Below are 19,795 nucleotides of genomic sequence, written 5' to 3'. Positions count from 1 at the left end.
TATGCCAATATATATAATAAATAAAATAAGGGAAAAAATGAAATATTTATTTATAAATTCTTCAAAAGATAAAGCTGGAATAAATATAAGAAACAATTTAGAAAAATTAAATAATATAAATAATAACTGTATAATTGATTTTTTTGAAACTCCTAAAAAATTAACAGAATTATCCAAAAAAGACCTCCCCCAAGATTATGATTATTATATTTTTTTATCCAAACATAGAAGTGTTAGTGAAAAACCAACTTTAACAGTTCATACCTCTGGAAATTTAACAACAGACAACAGCCACGGCGGAAATATTGAGGAGGTTTGTTGCTGTGATGCTATTTTAAACACTATTTTATTAGTAAATATCAATAAATACAATAATTTAGAAAAATATAAAAAATTAGGTTTTGATGTTTCATTTGAGGCAATCCACCATGCACCAACTGATTTAGATGTCCCCTCTGTTTTTGTTGAAATAGGGAGCTCCGAAAAAGAATGGGCAATAGATGAGGCAGGAGAAATAATGGCAAATGCCATAATTGATACCATATCATCAATTGAATCAAAATCTTATAAAAAATTGGATAAGGTGATAGCCTTTGGCGGAGGGCATTATGCCCCAAGATTTACAAAATTATCATTATCAAATAAATGTTTCGTCGGATATATAATTCCAAAATATGCAAAAATATCTGAAAAGGTGCTACAACAGTTAATTCAGATGCAAGATTTTGACTATATATTATTTGACTGGAAAGGTATAAATAGCGAAGATAAAAAAAGATATATTGAATTTTTTGATAAAAATAATATTTTATGGAAAAAAGTTAAAGATTTATGTTATTAATTTATATATATTATATATACATATAATATATATTAATAATATATGGCGTATTTAGGAACTCATTGATAAATATAGTTAATCTTCAATAACTGTCCCTTATCTGTCCTATTATTATAATTTCTTCATATATTGGTAATATGAAGATATTAGCTTTAATAGAGGAGTTAGTGAAAAAGACCGAAGATTGACTATAATATAATAAATATTATATTTTGAATATATTGGGATTATTATTGTTACCACAGTGCAGGGATAAAAATGAATATTAATGTAATCGAAGGAAATTTTATAAAGGCGGCAAGTAACTATGGGGAAATAGAGCAAATCGCTAAAAATTTAACTGGATATTTGAGAATATCTGTAAAAAAGGATGGTGGCTTTGAAGAGGGATATATTTTTGTAGAAGGCGGGCAAAAAATTGGATATTATCATATTGATGGGATGGATGAGACCACTGGAAAAAAAGCAGAAGAATTAATCTCTAAAATGAAAGAACAGGATTGTATGGTTGAAGTATATGAGTATAATGATAATAAATTAAATGTTATGAAAGATATGTTTGGGGAAATATTTAAAATAGGAGCTCCAAAAGAAGAAGAGAAAACCACCATAAAAAACACAGACCATATATATTCCAATAATAAAGATTATGACACAGTTGTTTTAAATATTCCTGAGGGGGCCCCATTAAATATGGGGGTAAGCATAAATGAATACAAACAATATTTAAGTGGATATAAATTAATTGAGGTATTTAATAAAGACAATAACGAATATAAAAAAGCATATATCATTTATGACAATAATACGCCCATATTGATGGCATATGAAGATAATAATGGAGTTTTATGTGGCGAAAGTTCCAAAAATTTAGCCGAAGATTTGTTAAATAATCCTAATTCAGTGGTAGATATATTTGATTATGATATTAATAAAATAAATATATTAAAAGAATATTGTCCTAAAATGAATTTAATGCAAAATATTCAAACTACCACAGAAAACAATGGCGAAGAAGACGAAGACTTAAATGAATTTATGGATTCATTACTTGCAAATAATGAAAAAAAGAAAGAGGAAGAAGAACATTTATCAAAAGAAGAATTAATGAAAAAATTGGGCATACGGATGCCAGATGATGAGCTAATAGATAATTATATTAATTTAATATCTAAACCAACTCCTGAAGAATTATTAAATTTAAAAAAGGATTTTGAGGAGAAAATACATAAAATAATTAGCAATGAAGAAAATATTTCTTCATATTCATTAGATGTATCTGTGGAATATGACAATAGATATATATGTAGATGCAATATTGAAATAATGCCAAAAAAGAAAATGGGATTTATCAAAAAGAAAATAAATATTCCCTATATTATTGATAAAATAAATAGTATGATTCGGGAGAATATATTGGATATAACGCCCGAAGTTAATATTATAATAAAATAGAGGGAGGGATGATTTATGGAATCTATTTATATATTATTCTTGGCATCGATTTCAGGTTTTTTAATTGTCATGGTAATATGGAAAGTATATAAACTACAACAACATATAATAAAACAAAATGAGAAAGAACAGCTTGAAAATGAGGTTATTGAAGGACTTCTTGAATTAAAGAAAAGTTCTACTCCAAAAAAACAAGAAATGTATAATGCATCAAATGAATATGAGTTAATAGAATTAGCTTTGGAAAATAATTTGTCCGATATCACTATTGCATGTGAAGAGGGACTTCCAATTATATCTACAATTAAAAATCCTGACGAAATAGCAGCAAAATATAGCGCATTGTTTGAATATGCTAGAAATAATAATGGGGGAATAAATAACTTACAGAAGATAAGTATTAAATCAGAAGATGGATATAAATATATCATTTCAATAGTTAAAAATGGGATTCCTCTTTATTGTATTATTAGTTCTAATATTGAACTAGACCCGATTAATGAAAAAATATTGATTAAAGGCATATTAAATATTTTAGACAGATATATTTCAGAAAATAATAATGTTGAAGAAGAATATGAAAAAACTATTCATATCGTTAAATAATTAAAATAAAATATTGGCAAATGATGATGTTATCCCCGGCTGATTGGGGCTTCCCTTAATGTGATGAGAACTTTTGAACCTGATGCCAATTATTTATAGTAAATCTTCGGACTATTTCAGTTAATACATTACTGAAACTAAATCAGTATTCATAGTAATAATTATATAACAAAGGACGAATTAGGGACAGTTATTGAAGATTAACTATATTTAACAATTCTACAATTTTTATTCCAAAATCAGTTGCATAATCTGGATTTTTTGCTGTAATTATATTTTTATCAACAACAACACCTTCATCAATATATATTGCACCACCTTTTAGGAGCTCCTCAATTGCATCATTTGATGGAAATACTGTGGCTCGTTTATTTTTCAATATGTTGGAGATGGCAAGAACTGCGGGAGATATACATATTGCTGAAACTATTTTATTATTTTCATAAAACGATTTTACAAGATTTATCAAATTGTTGTTATTCCATAAATATTCTTTTGAACCCGAGCCACCCACTATAACAATTCCACAATAATCTTTTTCATCTATTTCGTCAATATTCGTGGTTGTTGTTATTTTTCCGCCCAACATACCGGTATGTTCTCCCTTTGTAGTAGATACTACATCGAAATCAATATTATTTTTATTAAATATATGCAATGGTTCAAATAATTCTTCATCCCTAAAATTTTCTGGTGCAATCACTACTAATATTTTCATAATTTTCCTCTATTTTATTATTTTTAATTTATTATTATTATTATTATTATTTATTAATTATAATATATTTTCTTTAATCGTATATCTAAGTATGTCTGTCTGCGATATGGTTCCAACGAAATTATTATTATCATCTATAACTAATAAAGCAGATACACCTGCATGAACCATAATTTTTGCCCCCTCTTTTATGTCGTGGTTTTCATTAATGGTTAAAACCTCTTTCAATGAAATATTTTTTATATTATTGGCCATAATATCCAATAATTCATTGGAATTTTTCACAATTGCCTCTGCTATGTCACCATAACTTAATACCCCGACTATCTTGTTGTTAAAATCTTCTACAAATATTCTTTTTATCCCTTTATTTTGCATCATATTGAATGCTTCGGCTAATGTGCAGGTTTCACTTAATTTATACACTGTTGGATTCATTATTTCTTTTATTTTCATATTTGTGCCCCCATATCTATTTTATTATATATTTGAATTATATATGGCGTTCGAGAACTTTTTACAGTCAATAATATAATGTTATGTTAAAATATTAAATAGTATAATCTAATAAACTAAATCCTTATAACACATTTTTCGAACACACTATAAATATACTGGTGGTGTATATTATAATGATAAATATATATATAATTTATCACTACATAACTTAATAAATTAGAATCGGTGGTATTATGGCTAAATTAATGATTAAAACTCCATGTTCAACATTTACTTTGAGTAGTATAATGTGTTGCGTATTTGGTATAAAGACATTTGATGTTTCAGTATATTTTACATTATTAAATAATGGAGCTTTGAAGGTAAATGATATATCTGAAAAACTTAATAGAGATAGAAGCACGGTTCAAAGAGCTGTCCAAAGTCTTGTAAATGCAGGTCTTGCAAAGAGGAAACAAATTAATCTTAAAGAAGGGGGCTATTTTTATGTATATATGGCAATTCCTTTTGAAGAGATAAAAAATGCTATTAAAAATGCTATGGAAACTTGGTGCAATGATGTTAAAAACTGGGTAAATTCCATAGATGATAATGATTTAAAAAATATGGCCGATGAAAAAATATAAAATAAATTTAATCATTTTTTAGGGGTATTCAGGAGCTCCATTATAGTAAATCGACGAACGATTTTCCTAATATTTATGTACTAATAGACTCTATTCTATTAATATGCCATATCCAACTCAAATTATTTGGGACAATTAAGGGACACTTTATGTCGATTAACTATATAAATAGGTTTGAGAACTTTTTACTTTTCAAATAAATAAATATGGTCAATCTTCGGTCTTTTTCACTAAATTGTCTCAAAATCGCAAAGCGATTTTTACGATCGTATAAATTTTTCAGAGAAAAATTTAGAGATGCTATGATGAAAAGCTAAAATCTAACCTATTACCAATATATGAAGAAATTTATTAATAATTGGACGGATAAGGAACAGTTATTGAACTTACTATAATAAACCATCTGGGCGATATTATGAAAATTATTTTTTTAGGCACTGGTGCGGCTATTCCAACAAAACATAGAAATCATTCTTCAGTAGGAATTAAATACGATGGCGAGGTTTTTTTATTCGATTGTGGGGAGGGAACTCAGCGACAAATGATATACACAGACATATCACCCATGAAAATAAATAATATATTCATATCTCATCTTCATGGTGACCATATATTAGGACTTGCAGGGCTTCTTCAATCAATTGGATTTAATGGACGAACAGAACCAATAAATATATATGGTCCGCCTGAAATAAAAAATACAATTGAAAATATTTTAAAAATTGGATATCATTCCATTAATTTTAAAATAACTGTCCATGAGATAAATTCCAAAAAACCAATGAAAATAATAGATAGTGAAAAATATATGGCATATGCCTATCCAGTAAATCATTCTATACCTTGTTATGCATATATTCTTAAAGAGAAAAAGAAACCACAATTAAATTTAAAGAAAGCCATGGAATTAGGCGTAGAAGTTGGACCAGATTTAAAATCATTAAAAGATGGCAACGAAGTAAAATTGAAAAATGGAAAAATCATATACCCAAATGATGTGCTTTTACCTCCAAAAGATAGCATGTGCGTAGCATATAGTGGAGACACCATGCCAATTGAAGATTTTGGGGAGTTTTTAAACTCAATTGGTTGTACAGTATTAATTCATGAGGCAACATTTGGGAGCTCCAAGAAAAATAATGCAGTTGAAACCATGCACTCCACCATAGAAGATGCTGTAAATATCGGAAAAATTGCCTGTGTGGATACGGTGATATTGACCCATATCTCGGCGAGATATGATGACAATATTGAAATATATTATAATGAAATAGAAAATATTATTAAAAATAATAATGAATATAATGACAATAATTTCAAAATTATTGTAGCAGAAGATTTAATGGAATATGATTTAAAAAATAAAGAAACCATAAAAAAATAAAATAAAAAAATCGGTGATATTATATGCTAAAAATCACAGATTTTTAGACTAATATCACCTAAAAATAAAAAAATCGGTGATATTATGGAAAAATCCATTACTTATTTTGAATATGCAGGAGCTCCGAACACAGAGGAGACTTTAAAGTTGGCAGTGAATAGGGCAGAAGAATTAAATATTAAAAATATAGTAATATCATCTACAACGGGAGATTCAGCATTGAAATTATTGGAAATAATAAAAGAAAAAAAGCTAAATATATCTGTATCAACCGTATCCTACCATCAAGGGTTTCATGAAGTGGATAAAATGTCCATTGATGAAGAAACCATAAAAAAACTAAATGAGCAGGGGGCAAAAGTATTCATGGGAGGTCATGCTCTTAGTGGTGTAGAAAGAGCAATTTCAACTAAATTTGGTGGAGCAAATCCTGTTGAAATTATTGCCCAAACTTTAAGAAATTTTGGGCATGGTTTAAAAGTGGCTTATGAGGTATCTCTAATGGCAGCAGATGCAGGATTAATACCTACAAAAGAGGAAGTTATAGCTATAGGGGGGAGAAGTAAGGGAGTAGATACGGCAATAGTTTTAAAACCTTCAATTATGAAAAACTTTTTTGATAGTGAAGTAAGGGAAATAATATGTATGCCACGAAATAAAAAGAAAATTGAAGAATTATAATAAATTAAAAAATTACTCTATTATTAGTTATTTTTATTATATTTTTATTATATTTTTATCTAATGTCGGCGGGAAGACCCCGCCCTTACGGACAGGGTAGTTCACTTTCTGAGGGTTGCAATCAATCTATTTTCATTTAAAAATAAATTTATTGCATCAACTATATTATGTACCACAATATCGGAGTGTAATAATAATTTGCCATTACAACCTTCTTTTCCAATTATGGCTACAGATAGCTCAGAGTTTTTAAACATCTCTATATCATTATTTCCGTTTCCAATGGCAATATATGGAGAATATTTTTGTGCCTTTTCGCCTTTTTCTTCTGTATTTTTTATAATTTCAATGGTATAATCATACTCTTTAAATTCATTTCTAAGAGTTCCGTATGTATCGGCCGTAATCACTACAATATTATATTTTTTGGATAGTTTTATTAATAATTCTTTTACCTCATCATTTACTATTCCATCTATTGCAAGAGTACCATTCAAATCAAAAACAATAGTTTTAGAAGTCATATTTTTATAATTGGGTATATCAATCATATAAACCACATTAAAAATTAAAAATACTTATAAATTATATATTATAATTGTGAAGAATTATATATATATAACTAACATAAATAATATTTATATTAAATATTAATTTGGTGATAATATTAAATCAAAAGATATAAAATTAACTCAAATGGTGGAGCTCCATGGATGAGCTTGCAAACTTCCCAACACAGAATTAGAGGCACTGGTAAAAGACATTATATCAAAAGAAGATTTAGAAAAAACCCTCGTTGGATTAGGTGATGATGCCGCCGTAATTATTAGAAACAACCTTGCAATAGTAAAAACCGTAGATGTTTTTACTCCCATTGTAGATGACCCATATACACAGGGCAAAATAGCAGCATGCAACTCTATAAGCGATGTTTATGCTATGGGCGTATTGGATATAATTGGTGTATTGGTAATAATGGGAATTCCTCAAAATCTTCCGATAGAATGTGCAAAAGAAATGTTAAAAGGATTTCAGGACTTTTGTAGGGCTGATGATACAACAATAATCGGCGGACATACCATATTAAACCCTGCTCCGATAATTGGGGGCTCTGTTAGTGGCGTAGGTAGAAAAGAGGATATACTTACAAAAGGAGGGGCGAAAGAAGGAGATATATTAATATTGACAAAACCATTGGGCACACAGTCGGCTATGGCACTATCTCGAGTAGGGGAAGAATATGAAGACCTATTGGAAATAACTGCAAAAGAAAAGGAAAGAATAATTGATAAGGCTATTGAATTAATGACTACTTCAAATCGGGGGGCACTAATGGCACTGCGAGAATTGGAGCGGGAAAATAATGAAAAGATAGCAAATGCAATGACGGATATTACGGGTTTTGGAATATTGGGACATAGTCAAGAAATGGCTGAACAAAGTGATGTCGATATAGAGATAAATCTTCTTCCGATTATTAAAAAAACCGACTATCTGTCTTCATCGTTTGGACATCAATTATTAAAAGGATATGGTGCCGAAACCGCGGGTGGATTGTTTATATCTGTAAATCCGAATTATGCCGATAAATTGGTTGAAAAACTACGAATAAGCGGAAATTATGCCTATATGGTAGGAAAAGTTTTAAAATCTAAATCTGATGTTGGGAAGGCACATTTAAGTGATAACTTAAAGATTTTAGAGATATCGTAAAAATTTGCTTTGCAAATTTTAAGATATATATTTGGCAATTTTATAGGTATTCCGAACCTTTTTAGGAGGAATACTTTTATTTTTTTATTTTTATTTTATTTGGGGCTTCTCATATGACTCTTTAAAGATAATTTCAAAATCATATTTAACTAAAACTCATCTGAAAATACTAGTATTAATTTAATTAATATGTTTTTTTTATTATTAATAATATTAAATAGAAATTTATATATACTATTTTAGTAAATTTAACCTCATACATTATTAATGACACATTAGAAAAATTAATAGGTGCAAATATGAATAAATTAACAATAATATTAATTGGAATTATTGGGATAAGCCTTATGTTTAGTGGCTGTGTCTCCGATGCTTCAAAAACAGGAACAACAACGACAACAGAAACTCCGACATTGGTAGTTTATAGTTGCGGAGGCCCAACAGAAGCACTTCAAGAAGTAAATAAAGAATTTGAAAAAAAATATAACTGTAAAGTTGAATTTACAGGAGCATCAGCTGGAACTTTGAGGAAAGCAATAGAAAATGGTGCCTATACAGATGTATTTTTACCAAGAAGTATCAGTCATTCAGAAATATTAACAAACGAAAGTTTAATGGAACCAGACTATAAAATCTACCAATTTACAGAATGGGTAATAATAACTCCGAAAGGAAACCCTAAGAATATAACTAAATTAGAAGATTTATTGGAAAAAGATGTTATAGTTTACACAAACTCAAAAGCAACGATTCCAGCAATAAAAGCATTAAAACCCGAAAAAGAATTAATCGAAAAAATTTATGAAAAAAGTTCAAAAGATTATGATTGTTATAGGAAGATGTTGGATGCTGTTGTAGATAGAAAATGTGATGCTGCATTAGTTGAAAGAAGATGCATAACATTGGAGGGAATAAAGGGAAATGTTGAAGTTATAGATATTCCCAGAGAATACCTCGATATACAAAAAGGCGTTTTCACAGTAGGAGTTATGAAAAACTCAAAAGAAAAAGATTTGGCATATAAATATAAGGAATTTGTGCTCTCTGATGAAGGACAAAATATATTGGAAAAACATGGATTCTATCCGGTAAAATCTAAAAAAGGTAATGAATTATTAAATAACTATTATTCGGAGTATAAAGAGTTAACTCCTGCTAATTAAATTTATTTCTCTTTTAATTTTTTATTAATGTTATTATGGTCAATCTTCGAACTGTTTCACACTATGATGGTGAAAATAAAACTGTATTTCGTAGTTATATCCCATTCTACTTAATTATTTTGGACTAATATAGGACAGTTTTTGAAGATTAACTATATTTATGGTTAATTTATTTTTATGGTATATTTGGTGAAACTATGGATTTTAATAAAATAAAATTAAAAAAATGGTTTCCAACTATTATGAAATATTTATTTTTCATTGTATCATTGGAAACTATTGTATTGGTAATGCTCAGGTGCCCTTATGTAATTCCCTTTTTAGCCTGTGATATGTGCCCTGTGGTAGATTGTCCATCTAAATATTATAGAAAACCTTTTGTAGCTTTTATTGTTGGATATATGATTATATTTAAGGCTGATTTTTGTAGTAAAATTTGCCCCTTCGGGTCATTAAATGATATATTATATAAAATTAGAAGAAAAATTTCAAAAAAACCATTTAAATTATCGTTGGAAACTAAAACAATATTAAATTTTTTAAAATATCTGTTCTTTGTATGTGCCATAATTGCCATATTTTATGGAAATCCAAGGTATTACATACCAATTCATACTTCTGACCTAATGACTTCTTTAAAATTAGCATATTTAGCGGCCGGAAATGCATATTTTGCCCGATTATATGTTATAGTGGGAGCTTTATTATTGGGATTATTGTTAATTCCAAGATTTTGGTGTAGATATATTTGTCCATTGGGAACCAGTATTCAATTAACAAAAAAAGGAATAAGAAAAATAAAAACCGTCAATGCTGTAAAATCCTGCGGTGACTGTTCAAAGTGTGGAAAAAATGATAATAAATATAACTAATATAACTAATATAATTAATATCAATACAATATTTATTATATTGGAACATTCTTTTAATTTTTTTTGGATGGCACTTCCATATATTTTATTTGGGTTTATTTTATCGACCATCATAAAAATGAATATTAATAGTAATTTTAAAAAAAGAATACTCCATAATTTGGATGGCAGTATTATCTCCCTACTAATATTATCATTTATTGGGGCAATACTGCCTTTATGTTCTGCAAGTGGTATTCCCGTAGCAAATGCCTTAAATTCAAAAAATGCAAATTTAGGAATGAGTATGGCATTTATCGTGTCAGCTGCCTCAATAAATCCCATAACCATTATGCTAACATTGTCCATGTTAGGCTATGAAATGACAATTATTCAAATATTGGCATCGTTGATGTTATCTATTTTGGTGGGTTTGCTGTTTTATAATGAGGGAGCTCCCATTATCAACTATGATATAATTGTTAAAAATAAAAATTATCATGAAAATTTTTTTGAAATATTCATTGGGCAATTAAAAAAATTTCTTCCCTCAATGGTGCTTGGATTTTTGATATCTGGGATTATTATTACTTTTATTTCAAAAGATGCCATATTATTAATTCTTTCAAATAATATTTATTCATATTTTTATGTTTCAATACTTAGGGTATTTATTTTTTTATGTCCTCATGCAATGATACCAATTATAAAATCTGTTGCGATTGAAGGAATTCAAAAAGGATTGATAATTTCATTTTTAATATCTGCTCCAACTTTGGGGCTTCCCCTGTTATTAACTATGAAAAAAGGATATGGGCTAAAAATAACATTAAAATATTTTGGTAGTGTGGTTTTAATAAGTGCTTTAATTGGAATGATATATGATTTTATAATTAGATAATTATAAAAAAATTATTCAATAGGAAACCTTAATAAACCTCCTATTCCACCAAGTGCTTTCAACTGTTTTCCTACATCATATTCTGTGGAGATTATAATGGAGCTCCCACCAATAGCTTCAACAGAATTAATTAAATCCTCTAAAATTCTCCTATTTTTTCTTAAAAATTCATCTGTAATTAATAAAGTTTCAATTGCAGAATAATTTAAAGCATTTTTAACATCATCAACACCATAAACTGCAAGTCCTTTTTTTGAAATTTCTTCTAATAATTTATTTACCAATTGAGTTTCCTTACTAAGGCGAGCTTCCCCATAAATTCTATCCACGATACCAGATTTTAAAACTTCTGCAAGTCCTAATCGTCCAGTATGGTTTGTGGATTCAAATACAACCCTTTGGAGCATATCTTTGTGTTTTTCAGACAGATATTTTTGAAAATTGTTTTTTGTAAATCCCGGACCTGCTACAAGTATTTTTCCTTCGTATGGCGACATTACTTCAAGTATTTCGTTGTAATAATTTATATTTTCTTGGTCTTGCCTTTTGTAGTCTAATTTTTTAGATAATCTTGATTTTATATGTCCTATCTCTTTTACCCCATAATCTCTGATTATAAATACGGTAGCATCGCTATCGTCCATAATCACAACTATAATTTTTGGTTTTTTTGCAGAATTTTCGGCATCTTTTAACCTTTGTAAATCCCATTTTTTCCAGTTTTTTTGTATGGATACATCTTTAAGTGGTTCTATGTCTATGGTGTGATATGAGCCAATTGGAACATCCTCTGGACCATGGATTATTGGGCCACTGACCCTTAATCTATTGGTATTTTCATCAAATTTTATTTTTTCTGCTTTAACCCCTAAATAAACTCTTCTTTTTGTCCCTCTATCTGCCCTTAATTTATCCCCTTTATCTTCTGTTCGTCTCTCCGTCATTGCAGAAACAGCATTATTTTTTAAAATTATATTTGATAGGTGCCATAAATCATCTAAGTTTTCGGGCATAACTTTAATTATATTTTTTTCAGGTATTTCTTTAATTATTTTCATATTATCCCATAAATGACAATTCTCCATTTTCAAGTATATTTATAGTAAATGATTTTTTAACTACTCGATTATATAGGCATTCTGGCACACTTTTATGTATTAATTCAAGCATCTCCAATTGAGCATAAGGTATAGTAATATCATTTATATCCGAAACTTCCAATATCTGTTTTGGAATGTCTAAAACATCTGTTCCTTCTGGTATGATTAATTTTAATGGGGCTATGATATTATTATATATTTTCAATGTTTCTTTGGCTTTTGCAATGTTCTCCTTTGCTCGTTTTTCTATCATACTTATATTTGCCCTACTGGTATTAAGTTGCTCGGCAATTTTTTCCTGGGTTAGTCCTTTTTTTCTTAATTTTAATACTTTTATTTGAGTTTCCGTTAGAAATGAATCCATAATATCCCTTTATTATTATATTGGTTTATTCTATCTTATTCTATTTTTATAATATTGTATTCCTTATTATTATAATTATTATAATTATTTTATTTTTTTATCTGCCTAATTCAGAATGCGCCTTTGCCAAATGTCCTGATGCCAGAGCTCCCATCAACGATAACTCACCGGCAAGAACAGTAGCCCCGACTATTTCAGCAAACTTCAAGGCATTACCTCCCCCGTTGCAATCAATAATTTTTAAACATTCATTCTGGGTTTCAATTCTTGTTCCGCCTCCAACTGTTCCAACCGGCAAATCTGGGAGTGTAACTGAGAAATATAGTCCGTTTTCATCACTTTCTGCAACAGTTATTCCTAAACTCCCTTCTACAATATGGGCTTCATCCTGCCCCGTAGCAAGAAATAAAGCCCCTACAATATTGGCATAATGGGCATTAAATCCCATGGAGTTACTTATGGCTGAACCAATTAAATTTTTATACATATTCACTTGTTCAATTGCTTTTGCCGTGGTTTTTAAGTATTTTTTTATTTCCTCATTGGTTAAATAAACCTCTGCTATGACTGTTTTTCCCCTTCCCTCTATGAGGTTTATTCCTGCTGGTTTTTTGTCTGTGCAAACATTTCCACTTAGTGCCGCCATATGAACGATTATATTTTTTTCCTCTCTGATTTGGCTGGTTATGAACTCACAGGCTTTTTCTGTGGCAATGGTTACCATATTCATACCCATAGCATCGCCTGTGCTGTATGTAAATCTTGGATATACGAATCTTCCAACTATTAATATGGGACTAATACTCTTTAATTTCCCATGACGGGTGGTGGTTTCTGCAATTTCTTTTATTTTTTGGAAATTGGCTTCAATCCATTCTTTTAATTCCATTGCATCGACTATGGATTTTGTAGTAAATACGGGAGCTCTTGTCATTTTGTCTCCTATTACTCTAACTGTGCAACCCCCACATTTTGAGATTATACTACAACCTCGATTTACAGAAGCAACCAATGCCCCCTCTGTGGTAGCAAGTGGAACGAAATATTCTTTATTGGCATGTTTTCCATTTACTTTTAATGGTCCAGCATAGCCGAGCGGTATTTGTATTGCCCCTATCATATTTTCTATATTTTTTTTGGAAGCCTCTTTTTCGTCAATTGTATAATTTGAAATTTGAGGGAGCTCCATATTTACCATATCTTCAATATATTTTCTTCTTATTTTTACGGCTTCTTCTGAATTAAATAATTCATCTAATTGATATGGCTTTATTTCTTTATTTTTTAATTTATTTATAATTTCGGATATATCTATATTATTATTATTATTATTATTATTATTATTATCTTCCACTTAAATCACCTTATCAAGTAGAGATACTATATTTAATACCTTAGTATCTTTTTTAATATCATTTTCTTTATTGTATTTATTTATGCTATCTTTTATATGGTATTCGCAAAATGGACATACAGTAATTACAAAATCGGCATCTGTATCTGCTATCATTTTAGCTTTTCTTTTTCCTATTGCACTTGCTAATTCTGGTTTTCCACTTCTTACACCGCCACCAGCACCACAACATTGGTCAGGGAGCTCCATCTCAATAAATTCCAAATTTGGAATATGTCTTAATATTTTTCGTGGTTCAACAAATATGCCTTGTCCCCTTCTCAAATGACATGGATCATGATATGTTATTTTTATTTTTTTATCGTGTTCCTCTGTTGGAATTCCTATTAATTTTGTATGGTCTTTAAGTGGATTATAGTTTATAAGTCCCACTTTGTTTAATATTTCGGTGATATCCATAACTTTAAATTCTTTTTCTTTGTAATCGTTTTTAAGTGTGCTACCGCACCCCGCACATACAGTAATTATGGCATCAACTTCTAAATTGTTAAATATATTTAAATTATGATTTTTTAAAGTATTGGCCACATCCGTTTGACCTGTTCGTATAAATGGAGAACCGCAACAAATTTGATTTTTTGGAATAATTACAGAAATTCCATGAGCATTTAATATTTTTATAGCACTTTTTCCCACATCTTGAAGTCTATAATCCACCAAACAGCCCGTAAAAAAGGCCACCCTCATTTTTTCATGTTCAACAATATACTCATTATGCACTTCTTCCAACAATGGAGTTTTCTCTTTAATTATAGACCTGTTGTTATTATTTTTATTTAATACATTTTTTCGAACTTCCATATGCTCCTTTAAATAATATCCATTTTCAAAGGCTTTTGCCCTTAATTTTTCCACGGCATTATGTACTATGTCAATTTCTTTTGGACACACTTCAACACATTTTCCACAGGTTGTGCAATTTGGTAAATTTTCAAAAAATGCCATTTCACACCTGTTTATATTGTCTCTTTTATCAAATGCAAATCTTGCAATCTGTCTCATTAAAGTTGGACCAGGGTATTCTGAAAACTCCTTTGCTGGACATTTTGAGAGACAAGACAGGCAATCTATGCAACCCCTTATTTTTTTTATATTGGTTATGTCCCCGGCGCTGTTTATTGCTGTTATTGTTTTGTCTTTTAAGGTATCTATTTTATTATTTTCTGTATTCTCCGAATCATTTATTGTATCTTCTTTATTTTGAATATTTTCGCCAGAAAAAATTTCCTTTTCATTTTCTACATAATTTCTTATATTATTCAATTTTTTATAATATTGTTCCCTATCTACTATTAAATCTTTAATCACAATGAAATTTTTCAATGGTTCTATTGTTGTGTTATGCTCTACTTTTGTTTTACAGGCAAGTTTTGGTTCGTTATTTATCGTCATGGCACAACTTCCACACTGTCCTGCCCTACATGATGCCCTATATTGTATATTTTCGTTGTATGTTTTATTTATGTATTCTAATGCTTCTAAAACAGTTATATTATTTGGAACGAAATATTCTTTAAATACTCCATTTAATTTTATTTTTAATTTTATTTGTTTCATTGTATCACGATGTGTTATTATTTATCTATTTATCTATATATCTATCTATTTATAATATATTGGAAATAAATAATATAAATCCTAAATAAATTAAAATTAATATTGTTCCATCAATTCTATTTATTTTTGAGTAAATGGTTTCATTATCGTTATTATCTTTTTTGTTATGTATTTTATCCTTATTTTTCTTAATAAATTCCAGAATATGTTTGGACATAAATAATACCATCAATGAGGTTAAAAGTAAATTTACAGTCATTTCAAAAGGAACTTTTGGGAGTGGGCTTATTATGGAAGCCAATGCCAATGCACCGCCAATATTTGCTATATTACTACCAATAATATTTCCAATTACCATATCTCCCAGTTTTCTTTTAACTGCGGTAATTGAAACCACCAATTCAGGTAATGAGGTTCCAAAAGCAACAAGGGTAAATCCAATGATTTTATCAGATATGCCTAAAAACAATGCAATATCTTTTGCACCACTTACAAATAGGCTACTTCCAACTATAACTGCCAATAGTCCTAAAATAGTAAATAACACTGATTTAACTATGCTCCCATTATTTTCCCCCATTTCCTCGCAACATCCTCCTTTTTTAATAGTATATGTTATGTATGAAATTAGCATTATAAATAATAATATACCATCAATTGAATTAAAACCATCATAGCCTAATATAAATGCTATGATTGTAAATAATAAATAAATATATCCGTTTTTTAAAATATTTTCTTTTCTTATATATATTGGAGCAATTAGGGCACTTAATCCCAATATTAATCCAACATTGGCTATATTACTACCTAATGAGTTTCCTACGGCTATTCCTGTGGAGCCAATATATGATGCATAAACGCTTGTTATTATTTCAGGTAATGAGGTTCCAAAAGCAACAACTGTTGCCCCAATTACAAAATTTGAAACATTTAAATGTTTTGCTACTTTGGAGCTCCCCACTACAAACCAATCACTACCATAATTAAGTAATGCCAAACCCAATAATAGAATAAATACACTAAATAAAATTTCTACCATAATTTACACCAAATTTAGATAAATTAATAATTAATAAACAAAGAAGACAATAAAATAATAAAAAATAGAAAATATATTTTAATAAATAATTTTATAATTAATATTAATAACTTAATTTAATAGTTTTCTGTTCTATGTTTGGATTTAAACCCCTGCCAATACCATAACCCAAATGATATACAATATCATTAATAGATAAACCAAATAATCCAGCTGGTTTATTTGCATCATAATAGACTACGGTAGGATTGGATATATTTGCTAATTCAGAAGCTTTATCAATGGCATCCTGTTCAACACCAACGGCATCTACTAATCCTGCTTTTTTAGCCTGGCTTCCCGTATATATTTTACCTTCTGCTACTTCGTAGGTTTTATTTATGTCCATTCCCCTATTTTCAGCAACCCATTTTATAAAATCTCCATACATTTCGTCCGTCATAGATTCTAACATTTTTTTTTCTTCATCTGTCATTGGTCGATTTGGTGAGCCGATATCTTTATATTTTCCTGCTTTTATTGTGGTAGTATTTATTCCAATTTTTTCATAAAGCTCATAATAATGAGATAGTCCCATTATTACCCCAATACTTCCAACCATTGAATGTTTTTCGGCTACAATATAATCGGAAGGCACTGCTGCCATATATGCACCAGAAGCCCCAATAGTTTCAATATATGCCACAACGGGCTTTTTTTCAGAAACTTCTTTTACTTTTCTTGCAAGTTTTTCACTTGCCACCACTTCTCCTCCTGGAGAATTAATTTTTAATACAACTGCTTTTACGCCATCGTTATTTTCAGCATTATCTAATAATCTAATATATTCATCAGCACTTGGAGAATATCCTCCAAATACTCCCCCATCTCCACCATTGGAACTAATTTCGCCAGTTAATTCTATAATTGAAACTTCATCACTCCAAAATGAAAATATATTATTTCCGCTACCATCTGGCATGAATAATATGGCCATTGTTAGAGCCCCAACAGATAATAATATCAATAATGCTACCAAGGCCCCAAATATTAAATATATATTTTTATTTTTCAAAATATCGCCCGCATAAATTATAATTCCTTATAAATTCCAGGAGTTGGTTCGTAGATTTCTCCATCGTCAATTAATTCTTCCAATATTTTATCGAGTTCCTCTTCACCAATATCAACGGATTCCAATAATTTCTCATACGAGATACCTTCTTGTTCTTTAATTATGTCCATTACTTCATTTTTCATATCATTAGATTCATATAAATCCTCTAAAACTTCTTCTTCTGCTGTTGAGGATTGTTTAGGTTGATATTGGGATTCTTCTTCATCTTCCATATATTTTCTTGTTTTTTCTATTTCAAGAGCTCTTAGTTCTTTCCATTTATTGATAGTTTCGCCAGAAACTTCACAATTCTCTGAATTGGGTAGAGTTTCGCCAGAAACTTCACAATTCTCTGAATTGGGTAGAGTTTCGCCAGAAACTTCACAACTCTCAGAGTTGGGTAGATTATCGGTTATTTTTTTACAAATTTCTAATGCAACATATCTACTTCCTTCATATTCTCCGACTCTTCCGATAATATCCACAAAATCCTCTTCCTTAATGTCCTTTGATTTTTTATCAAAATCTCTTATTGATACTCCATCAATTTCAAAAAAGATATTGTTCGAATTATCTTTAAGGTTTTGCACTTTCCCCATCAATCTAACTTTATATATCTTGTTTCCATCTACAATAAGGGCTTTTTCACTAAATTCGTTATCTAACACTTCGTTAGGGTGTATTTTATATGCAGTCCATCTTCGTCCCATAGTTTCACTTTATATCGTTATATTTTTAATATATATTTTAAATTGTAACATGAATTAGTGATATAAATTATAATTATTTATTGTATTATATCATAAATATGAGATACTGTTTATGTTATATAGTATATATTATTTATATTTTTAATTATATTTTAATTACCTCTTGATAAAAATCGAAAGATATATAAGGATAAAAACCATAAAAGAAAGTAAGAATCATAGGGGACCTAAAAGACATTTCTAAGTTTTCCAGGGGAAATTTTTGAGACATCCATTAAAACAAGGATGGAAACTGTCCTTTAATTATATGCCTCACTCTTTTCCCTGTTTTTATGTCATCGGATTTTAATATTAATCCCATATCAATTATTTTATTTTCAATGGCTTTTCTCCGTTCTATTGGTTTTTCTGGTAGCATTATGGCAATTAATCCATTTTTATTTAATCGGGAGCTCCCCTCCATTATAATATCACATGAAAATTTTTCGCCATATTTTCCACCGCCTATTAATTCAATTGAAGTGGCATCTGCACCTCCAAAACTCCTTTTTGAAGCTACTGAATTATCATCATAAAACGGAGGATAGGATATAATTAAATCAAATTTTATATTTTCAAGTTCTTTTATTCCATTTATTATTTTTCCGTTTGAATTTATTACTGTGATATCATCTGGGTTATTGATTTTGATATTTTTATAATTATTTTCAATATTATTTTGGGCTAAATCCACATATTCTTCAACTGTATCTGTCATATATATTTTACAATTATAATGTTTTGCTATAAGAATGGAAATTATGCCCGAACCAGTGCCTATTTCCAAAACATTCTTTATATGGGGGTTTTCATCAAATATGTTTTTAATAAATAAATATCGATTTATTGGGGTTGGAATTAGGGCATCTTTATGGAATTCCATATTTAGCCCGAATAGATGTTCCAATATTGTTTTATTATATAAATAAAGTGCTTCTTTATTTTTAAAGTCAATTCTGGCTTTTCCGTTTTTATATGTTATGTATTTTTTAAGGTCTTTATTTAATTTTAAGGCATCTTCAATTTTTAATCCTATCATAATTTCACCAATTTTGGGAGCTCCTTGGAGCTCCCT

21 protein-coding genes are annotated in these 19,795 nt (G+C 29.1%); 10 read left to right on the top strand and 11 right to left on the bottom strand.

Annotated features, from left to right (window positions below; translation table 11 throughout):
• Positions 1 to 37 precede the first annotated feature (37 nt).
• From MAEO_RS03655 to MAEO_RS03645, 3 genes are all read left to right on the top strand, one after another.
• Entirely contained in the window at positions 38 to 841 is an 804-nt protein-coding gene (locus MAEO_RS03655) for a D-aminoacyl-tRNA deacylase (RefSeq protein WP_011973448.1), read from the top strand.
• A gap of 258 nt (positions 842 to 1,099) precedes the next feature.
• Positions 1,100 to 2,296 (top strand): DUF2226 domain-containing protein, encoded by a 1,197-nt coding sequence (locus MAEO_RS03650; RefSeq protein WP_011973447.1) that lies wholly within the window; start codon positions 1,100 to 1,102, stop codon positions 2,294 to 2,296.
• Between the two features lie 15 nt (positions 2,297 to 2,311).
• Complete coding sequence (locus MAEO_RS03645; protein WP_011973446.1) at positions 2,312 to 2,902, top strand: hypothetical protein; 591 nt, start codon at positions 2,312 to 2,314, stop codon at positions 2,900 to 2,902.
• Between the two features lie 190 nt (positions 2,903 to 3,092).
• Here the strand turns inward: MAEO_RS03645 and MAEO_RS03640 are convergent, their stop codons facing one another.
• Both MAEO_RS03640 and MAEO_RS03635 read right to left on the bottom strand, forming a co-directional pair.
• On the bottom strand, positions 3,093 to 3,620 hold the full coding sequence (locus MAEO_RS03640) for a DJ-1/PfpI/YhbO family deglycase/protease (protein WP_011973445.1): 528 nt from the start codon (positions 3,618 to 3,620) through the stop codon (positions 3,093 to 3,095).
• A 57-nt stretch (positions 3,621 to 3,677) separates the two neighbouring features.
• A complete protein-coding gene (locus MAEO_RS03635) occupies positions 3,678 to 4,076 on the bottom strand; it encodes a CBS domain-containing protein (protein WP_011973444.1) in 399 nt (132 codons plus the stop codon).
• 236 nt (positions 4,077 to 4,312) lie between these two features.
• Here MAEO_RS03635 and MAEO_RS03630 point away from each other — a divergent pair, with 236 nt between their 5' ends.
• From MAEO_RS03630 to MAEO_RS03620, 3 genes are all read left to right on the top strand, one after another.
• Complete coding sequence (locus MAEO_RS03630; RefSeq protein WP_011973443.1) at positions 4,313 to 4,705, top strand: helix-turn-helix domain-containing protein; 393 nt, start codon at positions 4,313 to 4,315, stop codon at positions 4,703 to 4,705.
• A 415-nt stretch (positions 4,706 to 5,120) separates the two neighbouring features.
• Positions 5,121 to 6,089 carry a ribonuclease Z gene (gene rnz / locus MAEO_RS03625; protein WP_011973442.1) on the top strand — a complete coding sequence of 323 codons (969 nt, stop codon included), beginning with the start codon at positions 5,121 to 5,123 and terminating at the stop codon, positions 6,087 to 6,089.
• An 84-nt stretch (positions 6,090 to 6,173) separates the two neighbouring features.
• A complete protein-coding gene (locus tag MAEO_RS03620) occupies positions 6,174 to 6,770 on the top strand; it encodes a pyruvate kinase alpha/beta domain-containing protein (RefSeq protein WP_011973441.1) in 597 nt (198 codons plus the stop codon).
• Between the two features lie 101 nt (positions 6,771 to 6,871).
• Here the strand turns inward: MAEO_RS03620 and MAEO_RS03615 are convergent, their stop codons facing one another.
• A complete protein-coding gene (locus tag MAEO_RS03615; RefSeq protein WP_011973440.1) occupies positions 6,872 to 7,321 on the bottom strand; it encodes an HAD family hydrolase in 450 nt (149 codons plus the stop codon).
• A gap of 115 nt (positions 7,322 to 7,436) precedes the next feature.
• Between MAEO_RS03615 and selD the strand changes: the two genes are divergently transcribed.
• The 4 genes from selD to MAEO_RS03595 all read left to right on the top strand — a co-directional run bounded on the left by selD (position 7,437) and on the right by MAEO_RS03595 (position 11,398).
• The gene (selD, locus tag MAEO_RS03610; protein ID WP_011973439.1) at positions 7,437 to 8,483 is read left to right on the top strand and encodes a selenide, water dikinase SelD; all 1,047 of its coding nucleotides are present in this window, start codon (positions 7,437 to 7,439) and stop codon (positions 8,481 to 8,483) included.
• 299 nt (positions 8,484 to 8,782) lie between these two features.
• Positions 8,783 to 9,646, top strand: a complete 864-nt coding sequence (locus MAEO_RS03605; RefSeq protein ID WP_011973438.1) for a substrate-binding domain-containing protein — start codon at positions 8,783 to 8,785, stop codon at positions 9,644 to 9,646.
• A 197-nt stretch (positions 9,647 to 9,843) separates the two neighbouring features.
• The gene (locus MAEO_RS03600; RefSeq protein WP_011973437.1) at positions 9,844 to 10,518 is read left to right on the top strand and encodes a 4Fe-4S binding protein; all 675 of its coding nucleotides are present in this window, start codon (positions 9,844 to 9,846) and stop codon (positions 10,516 to 10,518) included.
• Positions 10,499 to 11,398: a permease gene (locus tag MAEO_RS03595; protein ID WP_232202541.1), complete on the top strand. Its 900-nt coding sequence runs from the start codon at positions 10,499 to 10,501 to the stop codon at positions 11,396 to 11,398. Before MAEO_RS03600 ends, MAEO_RS03595 begins: the two co-directional genes overlap by 20 nt.
• Before the next feature lie 11 nt (positions 11,399 to 11,409).
• Here MAEO_RS03595 and MAEO_RS03590 read toward each other — a convergent pair whose 3' ends face one another.
• The 8 genes from MAEO_RS03590 to MAEO_RS03555 form a co-directional block, all read right to left on the bottom strand.
• The gene (locus tag MAEO_RS03590) at positions 11,410 to 12,456 is read right to left on the bottom strand and encodes an mRNA surveillance protein pelota (protein ID WP_011973435.1); all 1,047 of its coding nucleotides are present in this window, start codon (positions 12,454 to 12,456) and stop codon (positions 11,410 to 11,412) included.
• A gap of 1 nt (position 12,457) precedes the next feature.
• On the bottom strand, positions 12,458 to 12,862 hold the full coding sequence (locus MAEO_RS03585) for a Tfx family DNA-binding protein (RefSeq protein WP_011973434.1): 405 nt from the start codon (positions 12,860 to 12,862) through the stop codon (positions 12,458 to 12,460).
• Positions 12,863 to 12,959: 97 nt separating this feature from the next.
• On the bottom strand, positions 12,960 to 14,177 hold the full coding sequence (gene hmgA / locus MAEO_RS03580; protein WP_048062474.1) for a hydroxymethylglutaryl-CoA reductase (NADPH): 1,218 nt from the start codon (positions 14,175 to 14,177) through the stop codon (positions 12,960 to 12,962).
• Between the two features lie 39 nt (positions 14,178 to 14,216).
• The gene (tfrB, locus tag MAEO_RS03575; protein ID WP_011973432.1) at positions 14,217 to 15,833 is read right to left on the bottom strand and encodes a fumarate reductase (CoM/CoB) subunit TfrB; all 1,617 of its coding nucleotides are present in this window, start codon (positions 15,831 to 15,833) and stop codon (positions 14,217 to 14,219) included.
• 49 nt (positions 15,834 to 15,882) lie between these two features.
• A complete protein-coding gene (locus MAEO_RS03570) occupies positions 15,883 to 16,875 on the bottom strand; it encodes a calcium/sodium antiporter (RefSeq protein ID WP_011973431.1) in 993 nt (330 codons plus the stop codon).
• Between the two features lie 103 nt (positions 16,876 to 16,978).
• Complete coding sequence (sppA, locus tag MAEO_RS03565; RefSeq protein ID WP_011973430.1) at positions 16,979 to 17,851, bottom strand: signal peptide peptidase SppA; 873 nt, start codon at positions 17,849 to 17,851, stop codon at positions 16,979 to 16,981.
• A gap of 95 nt (positions 17,852 to 17,946) precedes the next feature.
• On the bottom strand, positions 17,947 to 18,681 hold the full coding sequence (locus tag MAEO_RS03560; protein ID WP_011973429.1) for an OB-fold nucleic acid binding domain-containing protein: 735 nt from the start codon (positions 18,679 to 18,681) through the stop codon (positions 17,947 to 17,949).
• 274 nt (positions 18,682 to 18,955) lie between these two features.
• Positions 18,956 to 19,759, bottom strand: a complete 804-nt coding sequence (locus MAEO_RS03555; RefSeq protein WP_011973428.1) for an RlmF-related methyltransferase — start codon at positions 19,757 to 19,759, stop codon at positions 18,956 to 18,958.
• Positions 19,760 to 19,795 lie beyond the last annotated feature (36 nt).

The organism is Methanococcus aeolicus Nankai-3 (assembly GCF_000017185.1).
Lineage (GTDB): Archaea > AGJL01 > Methanococci > Methanococcales > Methanococcaceae > Methanofervidicoccus > Methanofervidicoccus aeolicus.
The sequence above is the reverse complement of the archived record's forward strand: the minus strand, read 5'-3'. Positions and strand labels throughout refer to the sequence as shown.